At 74.0% G+C, this 19,330-nt stretch carries 16 protein-coding genes; 5 read left to right on the forward strand and 11 right to left on the reverse strand.

Annotated features, from left to right (window positions below; genetic code table 11):
- Positions 1-39 precede the first annotated feature (39 nt).
- The 6 genes from ACQEVM_RS30685 to ACQEVM_RS30710 all read right to left on the reverse strand — a co-directional run bounded on the left by ACQEVM_RS30685 (position 40) and on the right by ACQEVM_RS30710 (position 5,655).
- Positions 40-1,008 carry a cation diffusion facilitator family transporter gene (locus ACQEVM_RS30685; RefSeq protein WP_433084354.1) on the reverse strand — a complete coding sequence of 323 codons (969 nt, stop codon included), beginning with the start codon at positions 1,006-1,008 and terminating at the stop codon, positions 40-42.
- Positions 1,009-1,102: 94 nt separating this feature from the next.
- Entirely contained in the window at positions 1,103-2,260 is a 1,158-nt protein-coding gene (gene manA, locus ACQEVM_RS30690) for a mannose-6-phosphate isomerase, class I (RefSeq protein WP_433084356.1), read from the reverse strand.
- A gap of 52 nt (positions 2,261-2,312) precedes the next feature.
- Positions 2,313-3,446 carry an SIS domain-containing protein gene (locus ACQEVM_RS30695; protein ID WP_433084358.1) on the reverse strand — a complete coding sequence of 378 codons (1,134 nt, stop codon included), beginning with the start codon at positions 3,444-3,446 and terminating at the stop codon, positions 2,313-2,315.
- 82 nt (positions 3,447-3,528) lie between these two features.
- Complete coding sequence (locus ACQEVM_RS30700) at positions 3,529-3,714, reverse strand: Trm112 family protein (protein WP_433084360.1); 186 nt, start codon at positions 3,712-3,714, stop codon at positions 3,529-3,531.
- 104 nt (positions 3,715-3,818) lie between these two features.
- On the reverse strand, positions 3,819-5,189 hold the full coding sequence (locus tag ACQEVM_RS30705) for a phosphomannomutase/phosphoglucomutase (protein ID WP_433084362.1): 1,371 nt from the start codon (positions 5,187-5,189) through the stop codon (positions 3,819-3,821).
- Between the two features lie 91 nt (positions 5,190-5,280).
- Positions 5,281-5,655 (reverse strand): DUF3499 domain-containing protein, encoded by a 375-nt coding sequence (locus ACQEVM_RS30710; RefSeq protein ID WP_433084364.1) that lies wholly within the window; start codon positions 5,653-5,655, stop codon positions 5,281-5,283.
- Positions 5,656-5,767: 112 nt separating this feature from the next.
- Between ACQEVM_RS30710 and ACQEVM_RS30715 the strand changes: the two genes are divergently transcribed.
- Positions 5,768-6,310: a metallopeptidase family protein gene (locus ACQEVM_RS30715; protein ID WP_433084366.1), complete on the forward strand. Its 543-nt coding sequence runs from the start codon at positions 5,768-5,770 to the stop codon at positions 6,308-6,310.
- Between the two features lie 61 nt (positions 6,311-6,371).
- Here the strand turns inward: ACQEVM_RS30715 and ACQEVM_RS30720 are convergent, their stop codons facing one another.
- The 3 genes from ACQEVM_RS30720 to ACQEVM_RS30730 all read right to left on the reverse strand — a co-directional run bounded on the left by ACQEVM_RS30720 (position 6,372) and on the right by ACQEVM_RS30730 (position 11,947).
- Positions 6,372-7,850: a DUF5719 family protein gene (locus tag ACQEVM_RS30720; RefSeq protein WP_433084368.1), complete on the reverse strand. Its 1,479-nt coding sequence runs from the start codon at positions 7,848-7,850 to the stop codon at positions 6,372-6,374.
- Entirely contained in the window at positions 7,847-11,392 is a 3,546-nt protein-coding gene (locus ACQEVM_RS30725; protein ID WP_433084370.1) for a glycosyltransferase family 2 protein, read from the reverse strand. Before ACQEVM_RS30725 ends, ACQEVM_RS30720 begins: the two co-directional genes overlap by 4 nt.
- A gap of 291 nt (positions 11,393-11,683) precedes the next feature.
- Entirely contained in the window at positions 11,684-11,947 is a 264-nt protein-coding gene (locus ACQEVM_RS30730) for a WhiB family transcriptional regulator (protein ID WP_003983763.1), read from the reverse strand.
- 718 nt (positions 11,948-12,665) lie between these two features.
- Between ACQEVM_RS30730 and ACQEVM_RS30735 the strand changes: the two genes are divergently transcribed.
- The 3 genes from ACQEVM_RS30735 to ACQEVM_RS30745 all read left to right on the forward strand — a co-directional run bounded on the left by ACQEVM_RS30735 (position 12,666) and on the right by ACQEVM_RS30745 (position 15,489).
- Positions 12,666-13,157 carry a cysteine dioxygenase gene (locus ACQEVM_RS30735; protein WP_433085487.1) on the forward strand — a complete coding sequence of 164 codons (492 nt, stop codon included), beginning with the start codon at positions 12,666-12,668 and terminating at the stop codon, positions 13,155-13,157.
- 80 nt (positions 13,158-13,237) lie between these two features.
- Complete coding sequence (gene cofD / locus ACQEVM_RS30740) at positions 13,238-14,197, forward strand: 2-phospho-L-lactate transferase (RefSeq protein WP_266971230.1); 960 nt, start codon at positions 13,238-13,240, stop codon at positions 14,195-14,197.
- Positions 14,194-15,489 (forward strand): coenzyme F420-0:L-glutamate ligase, encoded by a 1,296-nt coding sequence (locus tag ACQEVM_RS30745; RefSeq protein ID WP_433084373.1) that lies wholly within the window; start codon positions 14,194-14,196, stop codon positions 15,487-15,489. Before cofD ends, ACQEVM_RS30745 begins: the two co-directional genes overlap by 4 nt.
- A gap of 142 nt (positions 15,490-15,631) precedes the next feature.
- Here the strand turns inward: ACQEVM_RS30745 and ACQEVM_RS30750 are convergent, their stop codons facing one another.
- Both ACQEVM_RS30750 and ACQEVM_RS30755 read right to left on the reverse strand, forming a co-directional pair.
- Positions 15,632-16,633 carry a DNA-3-methyladenine glycosylase family protein gene (locus ACQEVM_RS30750; protein ID WP_433084375.1) on the reverse strand — a complete coding sequence of 334 codons (1,002 nt, stop codon included), beginning with the start codon at positions 16,631-16,633 and terminating at the stop codon, positions 15,632-15,634.
- Positions 16,634-16,789: 156 nt separating this feature from the next.
- Positions 16,790-18,232 (reverse strand): peptidoglycan recognition protein family protein, encoded by a 1,443-nt coding sequence (locus ACQEVM_RS30755; protein ID WP_433084377.1) that lies wholly within the window; start codon positions 18,230-18,232, stop codon positions 16,790-16,792.
- A gap of 138 nt (positions 18,233-18,370) precedes the next feature.
- Between ACQEVM_RS30755 and ACQEVM_RS30760 the strand changes: the two genes are divergently transcribed.
- Positions 18,371-19,120, forward strand: coding sequence for a TIGR03089 family protein (locus ACQEVM_RS30760; protein ID WP_433084379.1), 750 nt, complete (start codon positions 18,371-18,373; stop codon positions 19,118-19,120).
- Positions 19,121-19,330: the final 210 nt, after the last annotated feature.

A 19,330-nucleotide genomic window follows, 5' to 3' on the forward strand; every position in this document is an offset into this window, starting at 1 on the left:
CCGTTGGGCGGCGGGGGCCTTCGTGCGTTCTCGGGTGCGTCAGTGGGCGGGATCGCCGCCGGGGGTGGCCGCGGGGTTGGCCCCGGCCGCCGCGGCCTCGGCGTTGTAGATGTCCGGCTCCAGGTAGATCACCCGGGCGATCGGGACCGCGGCGCGGATGCGGGCCTCGGCCTCGTTGATGGCGTTGGCCACCTCGGTCGCGGTGTCGTCGTGTCGGACGGCGATCTTCGCGGCGACGAGCAGCTCCTCGGGGCCGAGGTGCAGGGTGCGCATGTGGATGACGCCGGTGACCACGTCGCCGTCGACCAGGGCGGCCGTGATCTTGTCGACGTCCTCGGTGCCGGCGGCCTCGCCCAGCAGCAGCGACTTGGTCTCGGCGGCGAGCACGATGGCGATGACGATCAGCAGGACGCCGATGCAGAGGGTGCCGATGCCGTCCCACACGCCGTCGCCGGTGGCCAGGGCCAGACCGACGCCGCCGAGGGCGAGGACCAGACCGATGAGCGCGCCGAAGTCTTCGAGGAGGACGACGGGCAGCTCGGGGGCCTTGGCGCGCTTGATGAACTGGCCCCAGGTGAGCGAGCCGCGGATCTCGTTCGACTCCTTGATGGCGGTGCGGAAGGAGAAGGACTCCGCGATGATCGCGAAGACGAGGACGCCGATCGGCCAGTACCACTGCTCGATCGGGTGCGGGTGGTTGATCTTCTCGATGCCCTCGTAGATGGCGAACATGCCACCGACGGTGAACAGCACGATGGACACCAGGAAGGCGTAGATGTAGCGCTCGCGCCCGTACCCGAAGGGGTGCTGCGGCGTGGCCTCGCGCTTGGCCTTCTTGCCGCCGAGGAGCAGCAGCCCCTGGTTGCCGGAGTCCGCGAGCGAGTGCACGCTCTCCGCGAGCATCGACGACGAGCCGCTGAAGACATAGGCCACGAACTTGGCTACAGCGATGGCGAGGTTGGCGGCGAGTGCCGCCACGATCGCCTTGGTACCGCCCGACGCGCTCATGGGTGCTGGGTGTCCCTTCCTCGATGTGGCGCCCCTGGGCCGGGGCGCCGCGCTACGGCCGCATATTGTCGCAGCCGCCGGTAGGGACCGTACGTCAGACCACGACGGTGGCGCGGAAGACGGTCCCGCTCCCGGACAGTTCGGCCCTCTCGCCCGCGGGGACGAAGGCGGACTGGCCGGGGGCCAGGGTCAGTTCGCCGGCCTGCGGGGCGCCGGCGGTGCAGAGCAGGATCTGCGGGGTGCGGTCGGGGAGGAGCTGCGGGGCGCCGCCGGGGGCGAGGAGGAAGCGGGAGAGCCGGAACTCGTCGATGGGGGTCTCGTAGACCTCCTCGGCGCCGCCTTCGGGGCGCTGCACCGCGGGGTCGCCGGACGCGAAGTCGACGATCTTCAGCAGCTCGGGCACGTCGACGTGCTTGGGGGTGAGGCCCGCGCGCAGCACGTTGTCGGAGTTGGCGAGCAGCTCGACGCCGAGTCCGTCGATGTAGGCGTGCGGGACGCCGGCGCCGAGGAACATGGCCTCGCCGGGTTGCAGTCGTACGTGGTTGAGCAGCATGGCCGCGATGACGCCGGGGTCCCCCGGGTAGTCGTGGACGAGTGCCGCGTACGGGGCGTAGGGGCCGCCGAGGCGCGCGGCGGCGGTGGCGGCCTCGGTGACGGTGCGGGCCATCTCCGTGCGGTCGGCGGTGAGGACGGCGGTGAGGACCTCGCGCAGCGCGGCCTCTTCGGGGTGGGCGTGCAGCAGGTCGACGTACGGCTTGAGGGAGTCGACCCCCAGGCCGGCGAGGAGTTCCGCGGTCTCCAGCGGGGCGCGGAAGCCGCACAGGCCTTCGAAGGGGGTGAGGGCGCAGATCATCTCGGGCTTGTGGTTGGCGTCCTTGTAGTTGCGGTGGCCCGCGTCGATCGGGACGCCCCGGCGTTCCTCGTCCGCGAAGCCGGCCCTGGCCTGTTCCAGGTCGGGGTGGACCTGGAGGGAGAGCGGGGCCCCGGCGGCGAGGAGTTTGAGCAGGAAGGGGAGTCGGGGGCCGAACCTGGCGACGGTGGCGGCGCCCAGCTCGCGCTCGGGGTCGGCGGCGATGACGTCCGAGAGGCTGACCTCGCCGGCTCCGCGATCGAGGCGGGACGGGGCGCCGGGGTGGGCGCCCATCCACATCTCGGCCTGGGGTTCACCGGTGGGCTCGACCCCCAGGAGGGCGGGGATCGCGGTGGTCGATCCCCAGGCGTAGGGGCGGATGGTGTTCGTCAGACGGTCCATCGTCGTCTTCCTGGGTCTTGATGGGGGCTGGGCGGGCGGGCACGGGTGTGCCTCAGCGGTGTCCCCCTGACGCCAACGCCAGGTAGGCGGTGGCGAAGTCGGTGATGGCGAGGAGTTCGGCGAGCTGTTCCAACTCGGTTCCCTCCTCCGGTTCGAGTTCGCTGATGGCCGTGTCGTGGCCGAGGGCGAGCTCGCGGGCGGCGGGTGCGGCGCTGAGGCCGCCGGTGGGTCGGTCGCGCAGCAGGACGACGCGGGCGCGCAGGGCCTGGGGTTCGTCGACGCGGTCGCGGAAGAAGTCGTCGGGGTCGGCGCCGGCGGCGAAGGCCCCGGCGAGGAGCAGGCCGTGTGCGGGCAGCGCCTCGGGGAGTTCGGCGGCGAGGGCGGGCCTGCCGGCGAGTTCGGCGAGGGTCGCGGCGAACCGGCGTCCGGCCGGGCCGGCTCCGAGGCCTTCGCTCCAGACGAGCGGGAGGGATTCGGCGAGTTCGGAGGCGAGGGTCTTGGCCGGGTTGGAGTAGGTGACGATGGCCGGTCCGCAGCGCTCCGCGGTGCGGTCGAGCCGGTCGGCGACGAGCTGGAGGGTGGCGGGGGCCGCGGTGACGAGTCCGACCTTGTCGAGGAGGACGAGCAGCGGGGTGAGCAGGGCCCACAGGGCGCCGGGGCCGGCCGCGGCGGATTCGTCGTACTCCTGGTACGGGGCGCCGGCCATCGGTACGAGCACTCCGTGGGCGCCGTCGACGGACTCGGTCAGCGGGGAGCGTTCGGGGGCGACGGCGACGACGGTGCAGCCGCGGCGGTAGGCCTGCTCGGCGAGGAGGCCCAGCCCGGGCTCGGTTCCGTCGGTGGTGGCGATGAGCAGCAGGTCGACCGGTCCGGCCCAGCCGGGCAGCGCCCAGCGCAGGGCGCCGGAGGCGTGGGCGACGCCGGTGGGGTCCAGGCGGACGACGGGCGCGGACGCGCCGGCGAGGGCTCCGAGCAGGTCGGCGACGCCGGTTGCGGCGGTGCCGGAGCCCGCGATGAGCACGGCGCGGGGGCGGCCGTCGGGCCGCAGGTCGGCCAGGCCGGCCTCGGCGGCGTGCCGGGCGGCGGTGCGGACCCTGGCTCCGGCGTCGGCGGCGCCGCGCAACAGGCCCCGGCGGTCGGCTCGGACCAGGGCGTCCGGGTCGTCGAGGAGTGACTCGTCGAGCATGGCGGCCTCCGGCCGTGTGTGGACGGACCCGGGGGCGGGGGCCCCGGGGGACGGAACCGGTCTCAGCGTCTGCGCGGGCGGGTCAGGCGGGGCGGCGGGCCTCGTCCACGAGGAGGACCGGAATGCCGTCACGGACCGGGTACGCGAGGCCGCAGTCCTGGCCGGTGCAGATCAGCTCGGGGGTGTTCTCGTCGGCCGACCTGTCGTCGAGGGGCGAGTGGCAGGCGGGACAGGCGAGGATCTGCAGGAGGCCGGCTTCGAGCGGCATGGGGCGCTTCCCTTCGAACATGCGGATTGGGCGAGGTCAGCGTACCGCCGGGCCGCGTGTGACGCGGCCCGGCCCGGTACTGCGAGGCGCTTGTGGTCCGGTGCCTACGCGCGGACGAGCGCGAGGACCTCGTCGCGGATCTTTTCGAGGGTCGCGGTGTCGCGGGCCTCGACGTTCAGGCGCAGCAGCGGTTCCGTGTTGGACGGGCGCAGGTTGAACCACCAGTCGGCGGTGGTCACGGTCAGGCCGTCGAGTTCGTCGATGGTGACGTCGTCCCGGGAGCCGTAGGTCTTGCGGACGAGGGCGGTGCGGCCGGCCTGGTCGGCGACGGTCGAGTTGATCTCGCCGGAGCCGGCGTAGCGGTCGTAGGAGGAGACCAGGTCGGAGAGGGTGCCGGGCTGGCCGCCGAGGGCCGCGAGGACGTGGAGCGCGGCGAGCATGCCGGTGTCCGCGTTCCAGAAGTCCTTGAAGTAGTAGTGCGCGGAGTGCTCGCCGCCGAAGATGGCGCCCGAGGTGGCCATCTCCTGCTTGATGAAGGAGTGTCCGACGCGGGTGCGGACGGGGGTGCCGCCGTGTTCCTTGACGACCTCGGGGACGGACCAGGAGGTGATCAGGTTGTGGATGACGACGCCGGCGCCGCCGTTGCGGGCCAGTTCGCGGGCGGCGACGAGGGCGGTGACGGCGGAGGGGGAGACGCCCTGGCCGCGCTCGTCGACGACGAAGCAGCGGTCGGCGTCGCCGTCGAAGGCGAGTCCGAGGTCGGCGCCCTCGGCGAGCACGCGGGCCTGGAGGTCGACGAGGTTCTTCGGGTCGAGGGGGTTCGCCTCGTGGTTGGGGAAGGTCCCGTCGAGTTCGAAGTACATGGGGACGAGGTCCAGCGGGAGGCCCTCGAAGACGGTGGGGACGGTGTGTCCGCCCATGCCGTTGCCCGCGTCGACGACGACCTTGAGGGGGCGGACGGCCGTGAGGTCGACCAGGGCCTTGAGGTGGTCGGCGTACCCGGTGAGGGTGTCCTGCTCGGTGATGGTGCCGGGGACGGTGCCGGCGGGGACGGCGGGGGCGCCTTCGTCGGTCCACTTCTCGGCGAGTTCGCGGATGGTGGCGAGGCCGGTGTCCTGGCCCACGGGGGCGGCGCCGGCGCGGCAGAGCTTGATGCCGTTGTACCGGGCCGGGTTGTGCGAGGCGGTGAACATCGCGCCGGGCAGGTCCAGCGTGCCGGAGGCGTAGTACAGCTGGTCGGTGGAGCACAGTCCGATCAGGGTGACGTCCACGCCGCGGGCGGCCGCGCCGCGGGCGAAGGCGCCGGAGAGGCCGGGCGAGGAGGGGCGCATGTCGTGGCCGACCACGATGGCGGTGGCGCCGGTGACCTCGACGAAGGCGGCGCCGAACAGTTCGGCCAGCGACTCGTCCCACTCGTCGGGCACGACGCCGCGCACGTCGTACGCCTTGACGATGTTCGAAAGATCTGCGGCCACTGCCTGCCCCCCTGAAGGATCCGTGCGGTGGGGCAAACCTACCCTGTGCCCGGATCGCTCCTTCGGACGAGCCGAGGGGGGAGCGGCGGGGTCAGGAGTCGGGCGAGCGCAGGACGCGCAGGTGTCCTCGCCGGGTCTCGCCGGGGGTGGGGGCGCCGGGTCCGGGGCCGCCCGCCTGGGCGGCGCGGTCGTGCGGGCGGCCCGCCTCGCGCACGGCGTTGGCCAGGGCTTCGAGGTCGTCGCCGCTGGGGCGGGAGGGGGCCGAACCGTCGGTCAGGCGCACCACGTCCCAGCCCCGGGGGGCGGTCAGGCGTTCGGAGTGCTCGGCGCACAGGTCGTAACAGTGGGGTTCGGCATAGGTGGCGAGCGGGCCGAGAACTGCGGTCGAGTCGGCGTAGACGTACGTCAGTGTGGCGACGGCAGGGCGGCCGCACGCGGTGCGCGAACAGCGACGTACAAGGCTCACGACGTTGGACGGTACCGCACTCTTGACCGGGCCGCGACGACTCCCCCACCGGGTACGTCCCCGTGTCGCCCTGAACGGGCCCCGGCCCCGGCCGGATTGCTCGCGGTGCGACATGGGGCCGCGGCCGTCGGGAGGCCCTGCCGGGGGGCAGGGTGACGGCTACCCTGCGAGGGTGACGGACAGCCCGCTGAAGCCCCCGATTCCCACGAGTCCCGAAGGGACCCCCCACGAGCCGAGGCCCCGGCGGCGCGACCGCCACGGGCGGGGGATGCGCGGGCCGGTGGCGCCACCTCAGGTGCCGCTGTCGGCGAGCCGGGCGGAGCTGTTCGGCGATCTCGTACGGGATTCCGTGGAGCGGTTGGAGCGGCGCTGGACGCAGCTCGCCGAGGTGGAGTTCGTGGTCGCGGACGTGCCGGGGCCGCCGGGTGGCGCGGACGGTGGTTGGAACGACGAGGCGGTGCCGCTCGGCGGGCTGGTGGAGGCCCGGGACGGGCGACCGGCCCGGATCGTGGTGTTCCGGCGGCCGGTGGAGATCCGGGCGAAGGGGCGCGACGAGAAGGCCGTGCTGGTGCACGAGATCGTGGTGGAGCAGGTGGCGGAGCTGTTGGGGCTCTCGCCGGAGATCGTGGATCCGCGCTACGGGCAGCAGGACTGACGGCTTCGCCGGCGCGTGCGCCGCGGGGCTCCGCCGGGTGCCGGCGGAGCCCCGCGGCGGTTCACCTGGTGAGGATCGAGAGGTCCTCGACGGCCTTGGGGACCGAGACCGTGGAGAGGTCGTCGCCGAAGGGCTGGATGGTGAACATGGGGATGCCGTCCTGCGGCAGGGTCAGCGTGCGGGAGGCGTACACGGGGCCCCCGGACAGGGTTTCCAGCGTCAGGGCGTAGGCGCCTTTCGCGCCGGTGGGGGTCGGCGGCGGGGAAACGGCCAGGGTGGTTCCCGCCTTGACGGTGACTTCCTTGACGGTGGGTTCGCCGCCGTCGGTGCCCGGGGAGGCGGTGACGCGGACCTTCGCGTCACCGCTGCCCGCGGCGGTGAGGGCGAGCAGGGTCGCCTTGTCGTCGAGCCGGTTGTCCGCGACGGTGGCCCGTGCGCCCACGGGGGCGGTCGCCGGGAGGAAGCCCAGCTCCTGCTTGGCCCCGGTGCCGCGGACCACGCGGACGGCCGCGACGATCGGGGTGGCCTTCTTCGGGTCCGCGGGGGTCAGGTGGAGGGAGCCCACCTCGCCGCGGGTGACGTCCTTGAGGTCCACGCTCGCCGTCATGCCGGCCTTGACGTGCAGTTGTTCGTTGCCGGCCGGGCTGATGGAGCCGCCGGGGCCGGCCAGTCGGAGGTTGAGGTCGGCGTCGTCCTCGCCGGGGGCGAAGGCGACGAGCCGGACGGAGGTGGCGTCCGCCGGGATGCCCGGCAGGACGAGGCTGCCCGCGGGTCCGGTGGACGCCGGCAGCCAGTCGACGCCGACTCCCTCCTCGGCGATCTGGGCGGTGGCGCCGACCCGGCCGGTGACGACGGTGACGCGGGCGGTGAGGTCGGTGAGCTGGGTGCCCGGGAGGAAGTCGGACAGCATCACCTTGGCGCTGGCGCGGGGGTCGACCTTGTAGGGGAGCCGTTCGGGGCTGCCGGGCTTGTCCTTGAGCAGGCCGTCCGGTCCGTACAGCTTCACCTGGACGGTGGCCTCGGTGTCGTCGGGGTTGGTCAGGTGGATGGAGTCGAGGCGGCCCTTGGCGCTGCTGAGGGCGGGGAACCAGAAGTCGGTGCCGGGCGGGGTGCAGGCGACGCCGAGGAGGCCTCGGGACTGGCCCACCGCGACCTTGGTGGTCTGTTGGGCGGTCCAGCCGGGGGCCATGGCCCCGTCGGCGAAGCCGGTCAGCGGGGGTGCCTCGGCGCCCGAGGCGGCGGCTCCGGCGGGCTTGCCCGGCTCCTTGGGCTGTACGACGGGCTTGCCGTCCCTGGTGAGGAGGCGGGCCGTGCCGGGGGCGCCCGGCTTGCCGGGGGTGATCGAGGTGTAGGTGGTCTCCGCGATGTCCGAGGTGCTGGGTGCCGGGCACGTCAGCACGGACCGTTCCACGGGCATCCGGGAGGCGCCCGCGGCGCCCTCGGCGGCGGGGGCGGCGGGCGCGGTGAGCGAGGCGATGCCGGTGACGGCGGCCAGCGCGGCGGCCACCGCCGCGAGCGTCAGGGGTGCGCGCTGCTTCACTGCTGGGGGCTCCCGTCCGGACGCGGTTCGTGCTGTCCGTAGGTGTTCTCGTACGGCTCGTACTGGTACGGGTACTGCTGTTGTTGCGGGTAGGGGTCCTGGGGCGGGTACGGGTACGGCTCGGCGTACTGCTGCGACGAGGGCTCCTGCGGGGCCTGCTGCTGCTCGTACGGGTAGTCCTGGTACGCGTACTGCTCCTCGCCGTAGGCCTGTTGCGCGGGGATCTGCGCGTACGGGTCGGCGACGGCGGCCGTGGGGGTCGTGGGTCGCTGTTCGGCCTCGGCCTCCGCGCGCAGGCGGCGGGCGCGTCGGCCTTCCCCGGCGGCGTCGGCCTGGGCGGGGATGGCGGCGTCCTCCTCGGGGAGGTCGTCGTCGAGCCGGGCGGGGCGGCCCGGCAGGGCCATCACGAGCAGGACCAGCGCGAGCAGGCCCTGGGCCCAGTGCCAGGCGTCGCGGCCGGCGGCGTCCTCGTGGACGAGGTCCAGGCGGCCTTCGCCGGCGGGCAGTTCGAAGCCCTGGGCCCAGCCGTCGACCGTCTTGGCCTTGAGCGGCTTGCCGTCGACGGTGGCCTGCCAGCCCGGGTCGGCCCGGTCGGCGATGCGCAGGACGCGGCCCTCCTCGCCGGCCGGGATGGTGGTGTGGACCTCGACGGGCCCGGCTTCGATGGCGACGGGGGCCTGGCCCTGGCGGCCGGGGACGATGACGGCGCGGGCCGGGGCCCGTTCGACCTCCCAGGAGGCGACGTCGTCGTCCTGGACGGCCTTGAGGCCCGGGGTGGCGTCGAGTACCTGGCGGAAGTGGGCGGGCGCGCCGGGTTGGAGGACGACGTAGCGGACGGCGAAGTCGTCGAGCTGGGCGGACTGGTCGGCGCCGGAGCCGGAGACCAGGCTGGAGACGACCTTGGCGAGGCGGGGTTCGGAGCCGGCGCCGGCGAGGAGTTCGGCGTCGCCGAGGCGGGCGCCGGAGCCGCGGACCAGGCTGTAGGAGACGGTGGCGGGCGAGTCGCCGGTGAGGACGAGGGTGCGGGTCTGGTTGGTGTCGCCGCTGAGGTAGGCGGCGGCGGCCGGGACCTGGGCGGGGTCGCGGCGGGTCAGCGGGCCCTCGGCGCCGGAGAACATCCAGCCGGCGGCGGCGAGCGGCGGGCCGACGGCCGCGGCGAGTCCGATGAGCGCGGCGAGCGGTTGGCGCCAGCCGAAGCTGCTGGCGGCGACCCGGTGTTTGGCGCCGTCGGCGCCGAGCAGGGCGGCCGCGAGGAGCCCGATGCCGTAGACGAGGGTGGCGGGGCCGGCCCAGGTGTCGCGGTTGAGGAGGACCGCGAGGAGCAGCCCGGTCAGGGCCGTGGCCCAGGCGAGGCGGACGGCGAAGCGGCGGTCGGCGCGCAGCAGGGCGGCGAGCGCGGCGAGCAGGACGCCGATCAGGAGCAGCCCGCCGCCGGCGCCGGGCCCGCCGGGGCTGATGCCGAGCAGGTCGAGGGCGCCGGCGCGGGCCCCGTAGGGCAGTCCGGCCTCGCGCAGGAAGCGGGTCGGGTGGGTGAGCAGGCCCAGGGACCAGGGGGCGAGCACGAGGAGGGGTACGCCGAGGTTGGCGAGGAGGCGGGGGCCGTACGTCTTCCAGCGCGCGCGGCGGGTGATGAGCGCGGCGGTGCCGAGGACGAGGGCGAGCGGCCACACGACGGGGGTGAAGGCGGTGGCCAGAGTCAGCAGCAGGGTGTACGTCCACAGCGCCCGCCGGTTGCCTTCGGCCTCGGGTCCGCCCAGGCCGAAGGCGGCGACGGCGGCGCGGGCGATGAGCGGGAGCAGGACGGCGAGGACGGCGGTGCCGAGGAGGCCGCCGGCCAGGGCGCCGGTGACGGCGGGGAGGAAGGCGTAGGCGACGGCGGCCCAGGCGCGCAGGAGCCGGGATGTGACGAGCGGCCGGGACGCGAAGTAGGCGGTGAGGCCGGCGAGCGGGACCGAGCAGACGAGCAGCAGGGTCAGGGCGGCCTGGGTGGAGCCGAACAGCAGGCCGGCGACGGCGCCGAGCACGGCGAGGTAGGGCGGGGCCCCGGTGGTGGTGCCGAGGCCGACGGGCTGCCAGTCGGTGGTGTAGGCGCGCCAGAGGTCGAGGCCCCGGTCGGGGGCGGGGAGCAGGGCGCCGCCCATGAGGGAGCCGCCGAAGAGCAGGGAGCGGCAGGCGACGAGGGAGACGAGCAGGAGCAGGGCGAAGAGGACGGGGGCCGGGTTGCGGGCGACCCGCTTGAGCCGGGCGAACTGTTCGATCTCCAGGTAGTCGGCGTCGTCGCCGCCGGGGCCGGATTCGATGGCTCCGCCGTGTCTGCTGACGCCGGCGGAGTCGCTGTCGCGGTCGGCGCCGAAGTACCCGGCGAGTTGTTCGACGTTGGCGCGCAGGGTGGCGCCGGGCGGCGGGAAGAGCGGGCGCAGTTCCTTGGCGGGGACGACGGCGCCGCGGCGGGCCTTGCGGGCGGCGAGGATCCGGCCGGGGCGGAGCAGGGTGGCGAGGAGTCCGGTGAACTCGTCGACGGCTTGGCCGGGGGCCTTGCCGACGAGGTAGCCGAGGGTGCGCAGCAGGGTGCCGACGAGCAGCCGCAGCAGGACGTACGGCAGGGCGCGGCCGGAGCTGTTGGTGAGCACGGTGTAGACGGCGCCGGCCTTGTCGACGCGGTGGGCCCCGACGGCGGAGCGGCCGGCGCAGTCGACGGTGCGGCGTTCGCGGGCGGCGGCCTCGGCGTGCCGCATGACGGCGTCGGGGGCGACGAGGACGGTGTGGCCGGCGCTCTGCACGCGCCAGCACAGGTCGACGTCGTCGCGCATGAGCGGGAGCCTGCGGTCGAAGCCGCCGAGGGCGTCGTAGACGTCTCGGCGTACGAGCATGCCCGCGGTGGAGACGGACAGGACGGGGCGGATCTGGTCGTGCTGGCCCTGGTCCTGTTCGCGGCGGTCGAGTCCGGTCCAGCGGCGACCGCCGCGGGCGATGGTGACGCCGGCTTCGAGGAGCTGCTTCTTGTCGTACCAGCCGCGCAGTTTGGGGCCGATGACGGCGGCGTCGGGGTTCTCCTCGGCGACGCGCAGCAGTTCGGCGAGGGCGTCGGGTTCGGGGGCGCAGTCGTCGTGGAGCAGCCAGAGCCACTGCACCGGTTCGCCGTGGGGGAGTTCGGGGAGGTCGTACGCGTCGTCCCGCCAGGTGCGGCTGACGGGGTCCCAGCCGCTGGGGCGCTTGAGGTAGGGAAGGTCGTCGGGGGTCGGTACGCCGGCGCTGCGGACGGCCTCGTCGACGGCGGTGCCGAATCCGGTGCGGCGGGCCAGGTGCAGGACCCGGTCGGCGCCGAGGGCCTCGGTCAGCAGTCGCGCGGATTCGTCGGCGCTGCCGGTGTCGGCGGCGACGTGGTTCTGCGCGGGGCGTTCCTGGCCGAGGAGTCCGGCGAGGGCGCGGGGGAGCCAACGCGCGCCGTCATGGGCGACGAGGACCGCGGTGACGACGTGCCGGGGGAACTCGGGGGTGGCGGCGCCCTGGTGGGAGGCCGACGAGTTGCTGTGCAGGGACATCGCGGTACGGGCCCTCCGGCCGGGGGTCCGGGGGTGGTGTGCCCTCGGAGGCTGCTGGACAGCGCCCCACACTAACGGCTCGGAACACAGCGGTCCGCCTCCTGCGGGGAAGGTGCGGGAGGCGGACCGTTTGCTCTGTTCGTCCTGCGGTTCGGCGCGCGGTTCCGGACGGGGCGGATCCGCGGGTGGATCGTACTGCGGGCCGGTCTTCGGGAGGGTCGGCGGCCGGTGTGCCGGCGGATATGAGGTGCGTGGTGCCGTCGGCGCCGGGCAGCCGGCGCGCGGTGCGCCTCAGACCGCCGCCTTCTTCAGGCGACGGCGCTCACGCTCGGACAAACCGCCCCAGATGCCGAAGCGTTCGTCGTTCGCGAGGGCGTATTCAAGGCATTCGGAGCGGACCTCGCAGGCGAGGCAGACCTTCTTGGCTTCGCGGGTGGAGCCGCCCTTCTCGGGAAAGAAGGACTCGGGGTCGGTCTGGGCGCAGAGTGCGCGCTCCTGCCATCCGAGCTCCTCGTCCGCCTCCTCGACCAGCAGTTCCTGAAACAGCTCGGTCATGTGCGCCCCTCGCTCTGTCTGTGCGTCCCCGTGGTGTTGCCGTCACTGATCGCTACGTAACGACACGAGTGAAATTACAAGTGGGGGGCTCCAGCGCAGTCAAGCCGAGATCTGCTATTGGGCCCCTTATTCACTCTGCGGAACCAAGCGTATGCAGTAAGTGTTCATATCGCCAAAAATCGTGACACATGCCACTGGCCTGAAAGCGACGCCCGAAACGGCACCCCGCCCTCACCCGTAGCCGACGTGACACCGCGTGACGCGGTTGCGATCCGTCCCGAGATGCGGCGCGGATCACAGTCAGGTCACGAGTGGCGTCGGTTGGTTTGAATTGCGATTGACACGACTCTCGGGGCGGCACATGCCCCGGCCCCTACTGCACAAACCTTTCTCCGGACGCAGTAACCGGATGAGGTGAAACTTTTGCCTCAAACCAGACATTGGGTTGACAGTCCGACCCCTCGCCGGTTCTCCTTGTACGCATGTCAGCGCCCGCAGCCGCCACCCGGACCCCCATTCGTGGGTTCCTGCGCGCTGCCCAGGTTCGCTGTTGCTGTTGCAGCTGTTGATGCCACCGGAGCCACGGCTCCCCTGAGCACCGGCTCCCCACAGCAACCGCCAGCACGACTGACATCCGTCGAGGACTCCCCCGATGAACAGCACCACCGCCCCGCACCCCACCGCCGCGGCCCCCGCCGTTCCCGCCGCCGCGACGCCCATGGTCGAGAGCGACCTCCAGATCGCCGGCGACATCCTCTCCGTACAGCACCTCCTCCAGCCGGCGCGCGAGCACCCGACCACCGTCGCCGAGTTCGTGGGCCTCGCCCGTTCCATCGCCGAGAACCGCGCCGAGTGGGAACACCTGGTCCAGTACGACGCCACCACCCGCTGGTACCACCGACTGCGCACCGGCCCCGGCTACGAGGTGTGGCTGCTCAGCTGGGTCCCCGGACAGGGCAGCGGCCGGCACGACCACGGCGGCTCCTCCGGCGTCCTGACCGTCCTGGACGGCGAACTCACCGAGCACGCCCCGCGCGGCCCGCTGACCCTGCCCGCCGGCTCCCAGCGCGTCTTCGCCCCCGGCTACGCCCACGAGGTCGTCAACGACTCCCTCGACGGGGCGGTCAGCCTGCACGTCTACTTCCCCGGCCTCACCGAGATGCCGATGCACAGCTGCTCCCCGGCCAGGCCGGAGGCACTCTCCGTCTGATCGACGGACGCCCGACCCGTCCCGCCCGTCACCCGACCACCGCCCCTCGACGGGCGGCCCGCGGCTGACAGACTGTCCGCATGCGCATTGTTGTTCTGGCCGGCGGCATCGGCGGCGCCCGTTTCCTCCGCGGACTCAAGTCGGCGGTTCCCGAGGCGGAGATCACGGTCATCGGCAACACCGGTGACGACATTCACCTGTTCGGGCTGAAGGTGTGCCCCGACCTGGACACCGTGATGTACACCCTCGGCGGTGGCATCAACGAGGACCAGGGTTGGGGACGCACCGACGAGTCCTTCACCGTCAAGGAGGAACTCGCGGCGTACGGGGTCGGACCCACCTGGTTCGGCCTCGGCGACCGCGACTTCGCGACCCACATCGTCCGTACCCAGATGATCGGCGCGGGCTACCCGCTCAGCGCCGTCACCGAGGCCCTCTGTGACCGCTGGCAGCCCGGGGTCCGGCTGCTGCCCATGTCCGACGACCGGGTCGAGACCCACGTCGCCATCACCGAGCCCGGCTCCGGCGAACGCCGCGTCATCCACTTCCAGGAGTACTGGGTCAAGATGCGCGCCGCGGTGGACGCGGAGGCCGTCGTACCCGTGGGCGCCGAGCAGGCGAAACCCGCGCCCGGTGTCCTGGAGGCCATCGCCGCCGCCGACGTCATCGTCTTCCCGCCGTCCAACCCGGTGGTCTCCGTCGGGACCATCCTCGCCGTGCCCGGCATCCGGGAGGCGGTGGCCGCCGCCTCGGCCCCCGTCGTGGGCCTCTCCCCCATCGTCGGGGGCGCCCCCGTGCGCGGGATGGCCGACAAGGTGCTGGCCGCCGTGGGCGTCGAGTCCACCGCCGCGGCCGTCGCCCTGCACTACGGCACCGGCCTGCTCGACGGCTGGCTGGTGGACACCGCCGACGCCGCGTCCGTCGCGGAGGTCGAGGCCGCCGGCATCACCTGCCGGGCGGTGCCGCTGATGATGACCGACCTCGACGCCACCGCGGCGATGGCCCGGGCGGCGTTGGAGCTGGCGGAGGCCTCCCGGTGACCGTTCCCTCCTACGAGGTGCGGGCCGTCCCCGGGATCCCCGAGGTCGCCCCGGGCGACGACCTGGCCGCGCTGATCGCGGCGGCCGAACCGGGGCTGCGCGACGGGGACGTCCTGCTGGTCACCTCGAAGATCGTGTCCAAGGCGGAGGGCCGGATCGTCCGGGCCGATTCCCGCGAGGACGCCATCGACGCGGAGACCGTGCGCGTGGTCGCCCGCCGGGGCACCCTGCGGATCGTCGAGGACCGCCGCGGACTGGTGATGGCGGCGGCCGGCGTGGACGCCTCGAACACCGCCCCGGGCACGGTGCTGCTGCTCCCCGAGGACCCGGACGCCTCGGCGTCCGCGATCCGCGAGGGGCTGCGGGCCGCGCTCTCGGTGGACGTCGGCGTGATCGTGACGGACACCTTCGGGCGGCCCTGGCGCTCCGGGCTGACCGACGTGGCGATCGGCTCGGCCGGCGTGCGGGTGCTGGACGACCTGCGCGGTGGCGTGGACGGTCACGGGAACCCGCTGAGCGCGACGATAGTGGCCACGGCGGACGAACTGGCCGCGGCCGGCGACCTGGTCAAGGGCAAGGCCTCGGGCCTTCCCGTGGCCCTCGTGCGCGGGCTGTCGCACGTACTGGGCGAGGGGTACTCGGCGGCCGACCTGGTGCGCCCGCCCGCCGACGACATGTTCCGGCTGGGGACCTCCGAGGCGGTACGCGAAGCCGTGACGCAGCGGCGCACCGTACGGGCCTTCACGGACGAGGCGGTGGACCCGGGCGCGGTCCGCCGGGCGGTGGCGGCGGCCGTGACGGCCCCGGCCCCGCACCACACGACGCCGTGGCGGTTCGTCCTGCTGGAGTCCGCCGCCGCGCGGCTGGAACTCCTGGACGCGATGAGGGACGCCTGGATCGACGACCTGCGGCGGGACGGCAGGTCCGAGGAGTCCGTCGCGAAACGGGTGCGGCGCGGCGACGTGCTCCGCAACGCCCCGTACCTGGTCGTGCCGTGCCTGGTCATGGACGGGGCGCACGACTACGGGCACGCGCGGCGGGACGCGGCGGAGCGGGAGATGTTCGTGGTCGCGATGGGCGCGGGCGTCCAGAACTTCCTGGTCGCGCTGGCCGGGGAACGGCTGGGCTCGGCGTGGGTGTCCTCGACGATGTTCTGCCGGGACGTGGTGCGCAAGGTACTGGCGCTCCCGGAGGACTGGGACCCGATGGGGGCGGTGGCCGTGGGCCACGCCGCGGCGGCCGCGGCGGAGCGGCCGGCGCGGTCGGCCTCCGCGTTCGTCGAAGTGCGCTGAGGAGGCGCCGGGTCCGGTGCGGATGTGGTGTCGAGAAGGGGTCGCGGGGCAACCTGCGGCCCCTTTCTCGTACCCGGGGCGAGGCGCCTGCCCCGGGTGTGGTGCCCTGCCCCGGGTGTGGTGCCCTGCCCCGGGTGTGGGGTCAGAGGCGGCCGATGTCCGTGCGCGGCATCTTCGGCGTGCGGCGGGGCGGGACGCGGCCGGCCAGCAGGATGAGGCGGGCCGCGCGATGCCGCTGACCCTCGTACGGGGCGAGGAGCTCCAGCATGGCCGCGTCGTCCGCGTCCCGGTCCCCGGCGAGGGCGTACCCGACGATGCCCGGCAGGTGGAGGTCCCCGGTGGTGACCGCGTCGGCGGCGCCGTTGCTGCGCTGGAGGGTCTCGGCGGAGGTCCACGGGCCGATGCCGGGTACGGCCTCCAGCCGTCGGGTCGCCGCGGCGAGGTCCATGGCGACGGCCTCCTCCAGCCGGTTCGCGACCCGGGCGGCGCGGACGATGGTGGCCGAACGCTTCGAGTCGACGCCGGCCGTGTGCCAGTCCCAGGACGGGATCATGGCCCAGACGCGGGCCGTCGGCATCACGTACAGGTCCGGGCGCGGGCCGGGGGCGGGCTCGCCGTGGCGGCGGACCAGCCGGCGCCAGGCGCGGTAGGCCTCGTCGGTGGTGACCTTCTGCTCCAGGACGGTGGGGATCAGCGACTCCAGGACCAGCCCGGTCCGGGTCAGGCGCAGTCCGGGACGACGGCGGTGGCTGGCGTGCACGAGCCGGTGCCGGGGCACGAAGGCGGCGGGGTCGTCGGCGGCGCCGAGGAGTTCGGGCAGCCGGTCCAGGACCCAGTCGGCGCCCGGCCCCCAGGCCTCGGCGCCGACCTTGCCGTCGGCGCCGGCGACGCGGAGGGTGGCGGGCCCGTCGGGGGTCCGGCTGGTCTTCCACACCGAGCCGTCGGGGGTGGTGCGGAAGGTGGGGTCGGCGGGGCCGCGCCGGAGGGGGCCGAGGGTGAGCCCCAGGTCGACGGGTCCCTCGGGGACCCATACCCGGCTCCGGGCTTCGGTCGACTCCCCCGCCGGGTGGCCCCGGCCCGCGGGCACGTCGGTGCGGCCGCCGCGGATCGCGGTGCGGGTGAGGGGGTCGAAGCGGCCGGCCATGCCTTTGAGCGTAGCCGGGTGGGGGGTGGGGCGGGGCCGGGCCGTTCGCGGTCTCCCCGGCCCCGGCTGCGCCGGGCTTTCGGGGCTCCGCCCCGGACCCCGCGCCTCAAACGCCGGCGAGGCTGGAATGGCCGGGCCCCGCCGGGCCCCGGTGGGTCAGCGGCCCTGGAGTTTGGCCGCGGAGGTGCGGGCCGGGGGGAGTTGGCCGTAGAGGAGGCGGCCCGGGCATTCCGTGGCGAAGCCGTCGCGGTGGCCCGAGATGACGTTGAGCTTGACGTTGCGGCCCTTGGCGTACAGGTTGCCGCCGCCCGACTTCAGGGTGGCCTTCGCCCGCGGGTCCGCCCCGAAGAGGCCCAGCTTCCAGGCCGTGAGCCGGGCGACCGCGCTGACCGAGGCGGCCGGTGGGGTCGTGGAGGTGTACGAGCCGATCACCGCGATGCCCATGCTGTCGGTGTTGAAGCCCATGGTGTGGGCCCCGAGCACCGGCTTGGCGACGCCGCCCGCCCGGCCCTCGTAGACGGTGCCGCACTTGTCGACGGCGAAGTTGTAGCCGATGTCGCGCCAGCCACTGCTGACCACGTGGTAGCGGTACAGGCTGCGCAGGACCGCCGGCGCGTCCTTGCAGGCGTAGTTGTTGCCGGAGGCGGTGTGGTGGACGAAGGCGGCCTTGACGGTGTTGGTGTAGACGAAGCCCTTCTCGCGCAGGCCCTCGTCCGCGCCCCAGCCCTTTCGGGTGACGATGCGGGGGCGCGGCCCGATGTACGGGCGTCCCGCGGCGGCGAGGGACTCGTCGGCCAGGACGGCGTCGGCGGTGGAGTCGGCCTTGTTGAGTGCGGTGATCTCGTTGGCGCCGATCGGGGCGAGCGGGACGTTGGCGGAGGAGGACTCGGCCATCTCCATGGTCATGCCGGGGAGGAGGACGGGTTCGCCCTTGTCGTCGCCCTCGGGGTCCTCGTCCGGGTCGTCGTCCTTCGGGCCGGCGTTCTTCCCGTCGACGGTGAGCGGCGGCGTCCGTACGCCCGGGTCGACGAGTTCGATCCGCATCCCGGAGGGGAGGCGGGACGGGGCGCGGGTGGTGGTGGCGCCGGTCTCGGCCTGGACGCGGACCTCGATGCCGTCGGACTCGCCGACCCACAGGGGGGCGGTGCTGCCGCGCACGCGGCCGGATCCGCGTTCCGCGGCGTCGGGGTCGGCGGCGTGTTCGCTGTTGTGGGTCTCGACGTCCTGCCAGTCGGACCAGGCGGACGTCCTCACGGAGCGGGTGCGGACCTGCACCCGGCCCAGGAGTTGGGTGCTCGCGTCGTCCCAGACGACACCGACCAGCGAGAACGTCTTGACCTCCCGAGTGGTCAGGCCCCGTGCCTCGGGGAGGCGCGGGGCGGTGCTCATGCCGGGGGTGCCGGTGGCGCGGTCCGCGGTCGGGCCCAGCGGGACGAGTCGCAGTGACTGGGTGGACCCCGCGGGGTCCACGGGGGCGACCGCTCCGACGGAGGGGGTGGCCAGGGCGGGAGTGGCCAGGGCGGGAGTGGGAAGCGCGAGCGGCATGGCCAGCGCGGCGGCCGTCGCGACGCCGATCGAGGAAGCAAGGAATGCACGCATGAAAGGATGCTCGGCGCACTCACCGCCCGGCGCCATCGGAGAACTGACGCCCCGTCCGGCACGAAGCCGATACCCCTCCCCCGTACGAGGGAGTCCGGGGCCGCCGTACGGACGAGGGCGCCGCGTACCCTGTGCCGGGTGAACGCCACTGACCGCACCCCTGCCGACCTGCTGCGATCCGCGCTCGCCGCCGATCCGGGCCGCCCGCTCGTCACCTTCTACGACGACGCGACGGGCGAGCGCGTCGAATTGTCCGTCGCCACCTTCGCCAATTGGGTGGCCAAGACCGCCAATCTTCTCCAGGGCGACCTGGGCGCGGAGCCCGGCGATCGGCTCGCGCTGCTGCTTCCCGCGCACTGGCAGGGCGCCGTGTGGCTGCTCGCCTGCGCCTCCGTCGGGGTGGTCGCGGAGGTGGGCGGGGATCCGGCCGCCGCGGACCTCGTCGTGACCGGTCCCGACACGCTGGAGGAGGCCTCCGCGTGTGGTGGGGAGCGGGTCGCGCTCGCCCTGCGCCCGCTGGGCGGCAGGTTCCCGCAGCCGCCCGCCGGGTTCGCGGACTACGCGGTGGAGGTTCCGGGGCAGGGCGACCGGTTCGCCCCGTTCCAGCCCGTGGACGCCGACGGTCCGGGGCTGGTGGTGGGCGGCGAGGAGCTCTCGTACGCGGCCCTCGTCGCGCGCGCCCGAGAGGACGCGGTCAAGCTCGGGCTCGGAGAGGGTTCCCGGGTGCTGTCCGGTCTGGGTCACGACACCTGGGAGGGGTTGTCGGCCGGTCTCTTCGCGCCGCTGGCCTCGGGCGGGTCCGTGGTGCTGTGCCGGAACCTGGACCGGCTCTCGCCTGACGGGCTGGCGCAGCGGGTGGAGAGCGAGCGGGTCACCCACACCGTCTGAGCCTCCCGCGCCGCCCTGGTCCCGTCTCTCCTTCCGGGCCCCTCGACGCGGTGCGGCCCCCTCACTCGGGCCGCACCCTCACCACATCGAGCGATTTGTCACCCGTTCGGCCCTTTACAGGGGGTCGCCCCCGGGCCGCCTCGGCGAGTCGGGGGCAGGATCGGCTCAGGCCACATCCACCCGTGCGGCCTCCCGGTACGGCGAGGGGAC

The sequence above is a fragment of the Streptomyces sp. CA-243310 genome, assembly GCF_050936775.1.
Classification (GTDB): Bacteria; Actinomycetota; Actinomycetes; order Streptomycetales; family Streptomycetaceae; genus Streptomyces.

Bases quoted from the DNA above. Each gene is read 5' to 3' on its own strand.
- ACQEVM_RS30685 (WP_433084354.1), bottom strand. From the start codon at position 1,008: ATGAGCGCGTCGGGCGGTACCAAGGCGATCGTGGCGGCACTCGCCGCC.
- manA (WP_433084356.1), bottom strand. From the start codon at position 2,260: ATGGACCGTCTGACGAACACCATCCGCCCCTACGCCTGGGGATCGACC.
- ACQEVM_RS30695 (WP_433084358.1), bottom strand. From the start codon at position 3,446: ATGCTCGACGAGTCACTCCTCGACGACCCGGACGCCCTGGTCCGAGCC.
- ACQEVM_RS30700 (WP_433084360.1), bottom strand. From the start codon at position 3,714: ATGCCGCTCGAAGCCGGCCTCCTGCAGATCCTCGCCTGTCCCGCCTGC.
- ACQEVM_RS30715 (WP_433084366.1), top strand. From the start codon at position 5,768: ATGGGGCCGCGGCCGTCGGGAGGCCCTGCCGGGGGGCAGGGTGACGGC.
- ACQEVM_RS30725 (WP_433084370.1), bottom strand. From the start codon at position 11,392: ATGTCCCTGCACAGCAACTCGTCGGCCTCCCACCAGGGCGCCGCCACC.
- ACQEVM_RS30730 (WP_003983763.1), bottom strand. From the start codon at position 11,947: ATGACCGAGCTGTTTCAGGAACTGCTGGTCGAGGAGGCGGACGAGGAG.
- ACQEVM_RS30735 (WP_433085487.1), top strand. From the start codon at position 12,666: ATGGTCGAGAGCGACCTCCAGATCGCCGGCGACATCCTCTCCGTACAG.
- cofD (WP_266971230.1), top strand. From the start codon at position 13,238: ATGCGCATTGTTGTTCTGGCCGGCGGCATCGGCGGCGCCCGTTTCCTC.
- ACQEVM_RS30750 (WP_433084375.1), bottom strand. From the start codon at position 16,633: ATGGCCGGCCGCTTCGACCCCCTCACCCGCACCGCGATCCGCGGCGGC.
- ACQEVM_RS30755 (WP_433084377.1), bottom strand. From the start codon at position 18,232: ATGCGTGCATTCCTTGCTTCCTCGATCGGCGTCGCGACGGCCGCCGCG.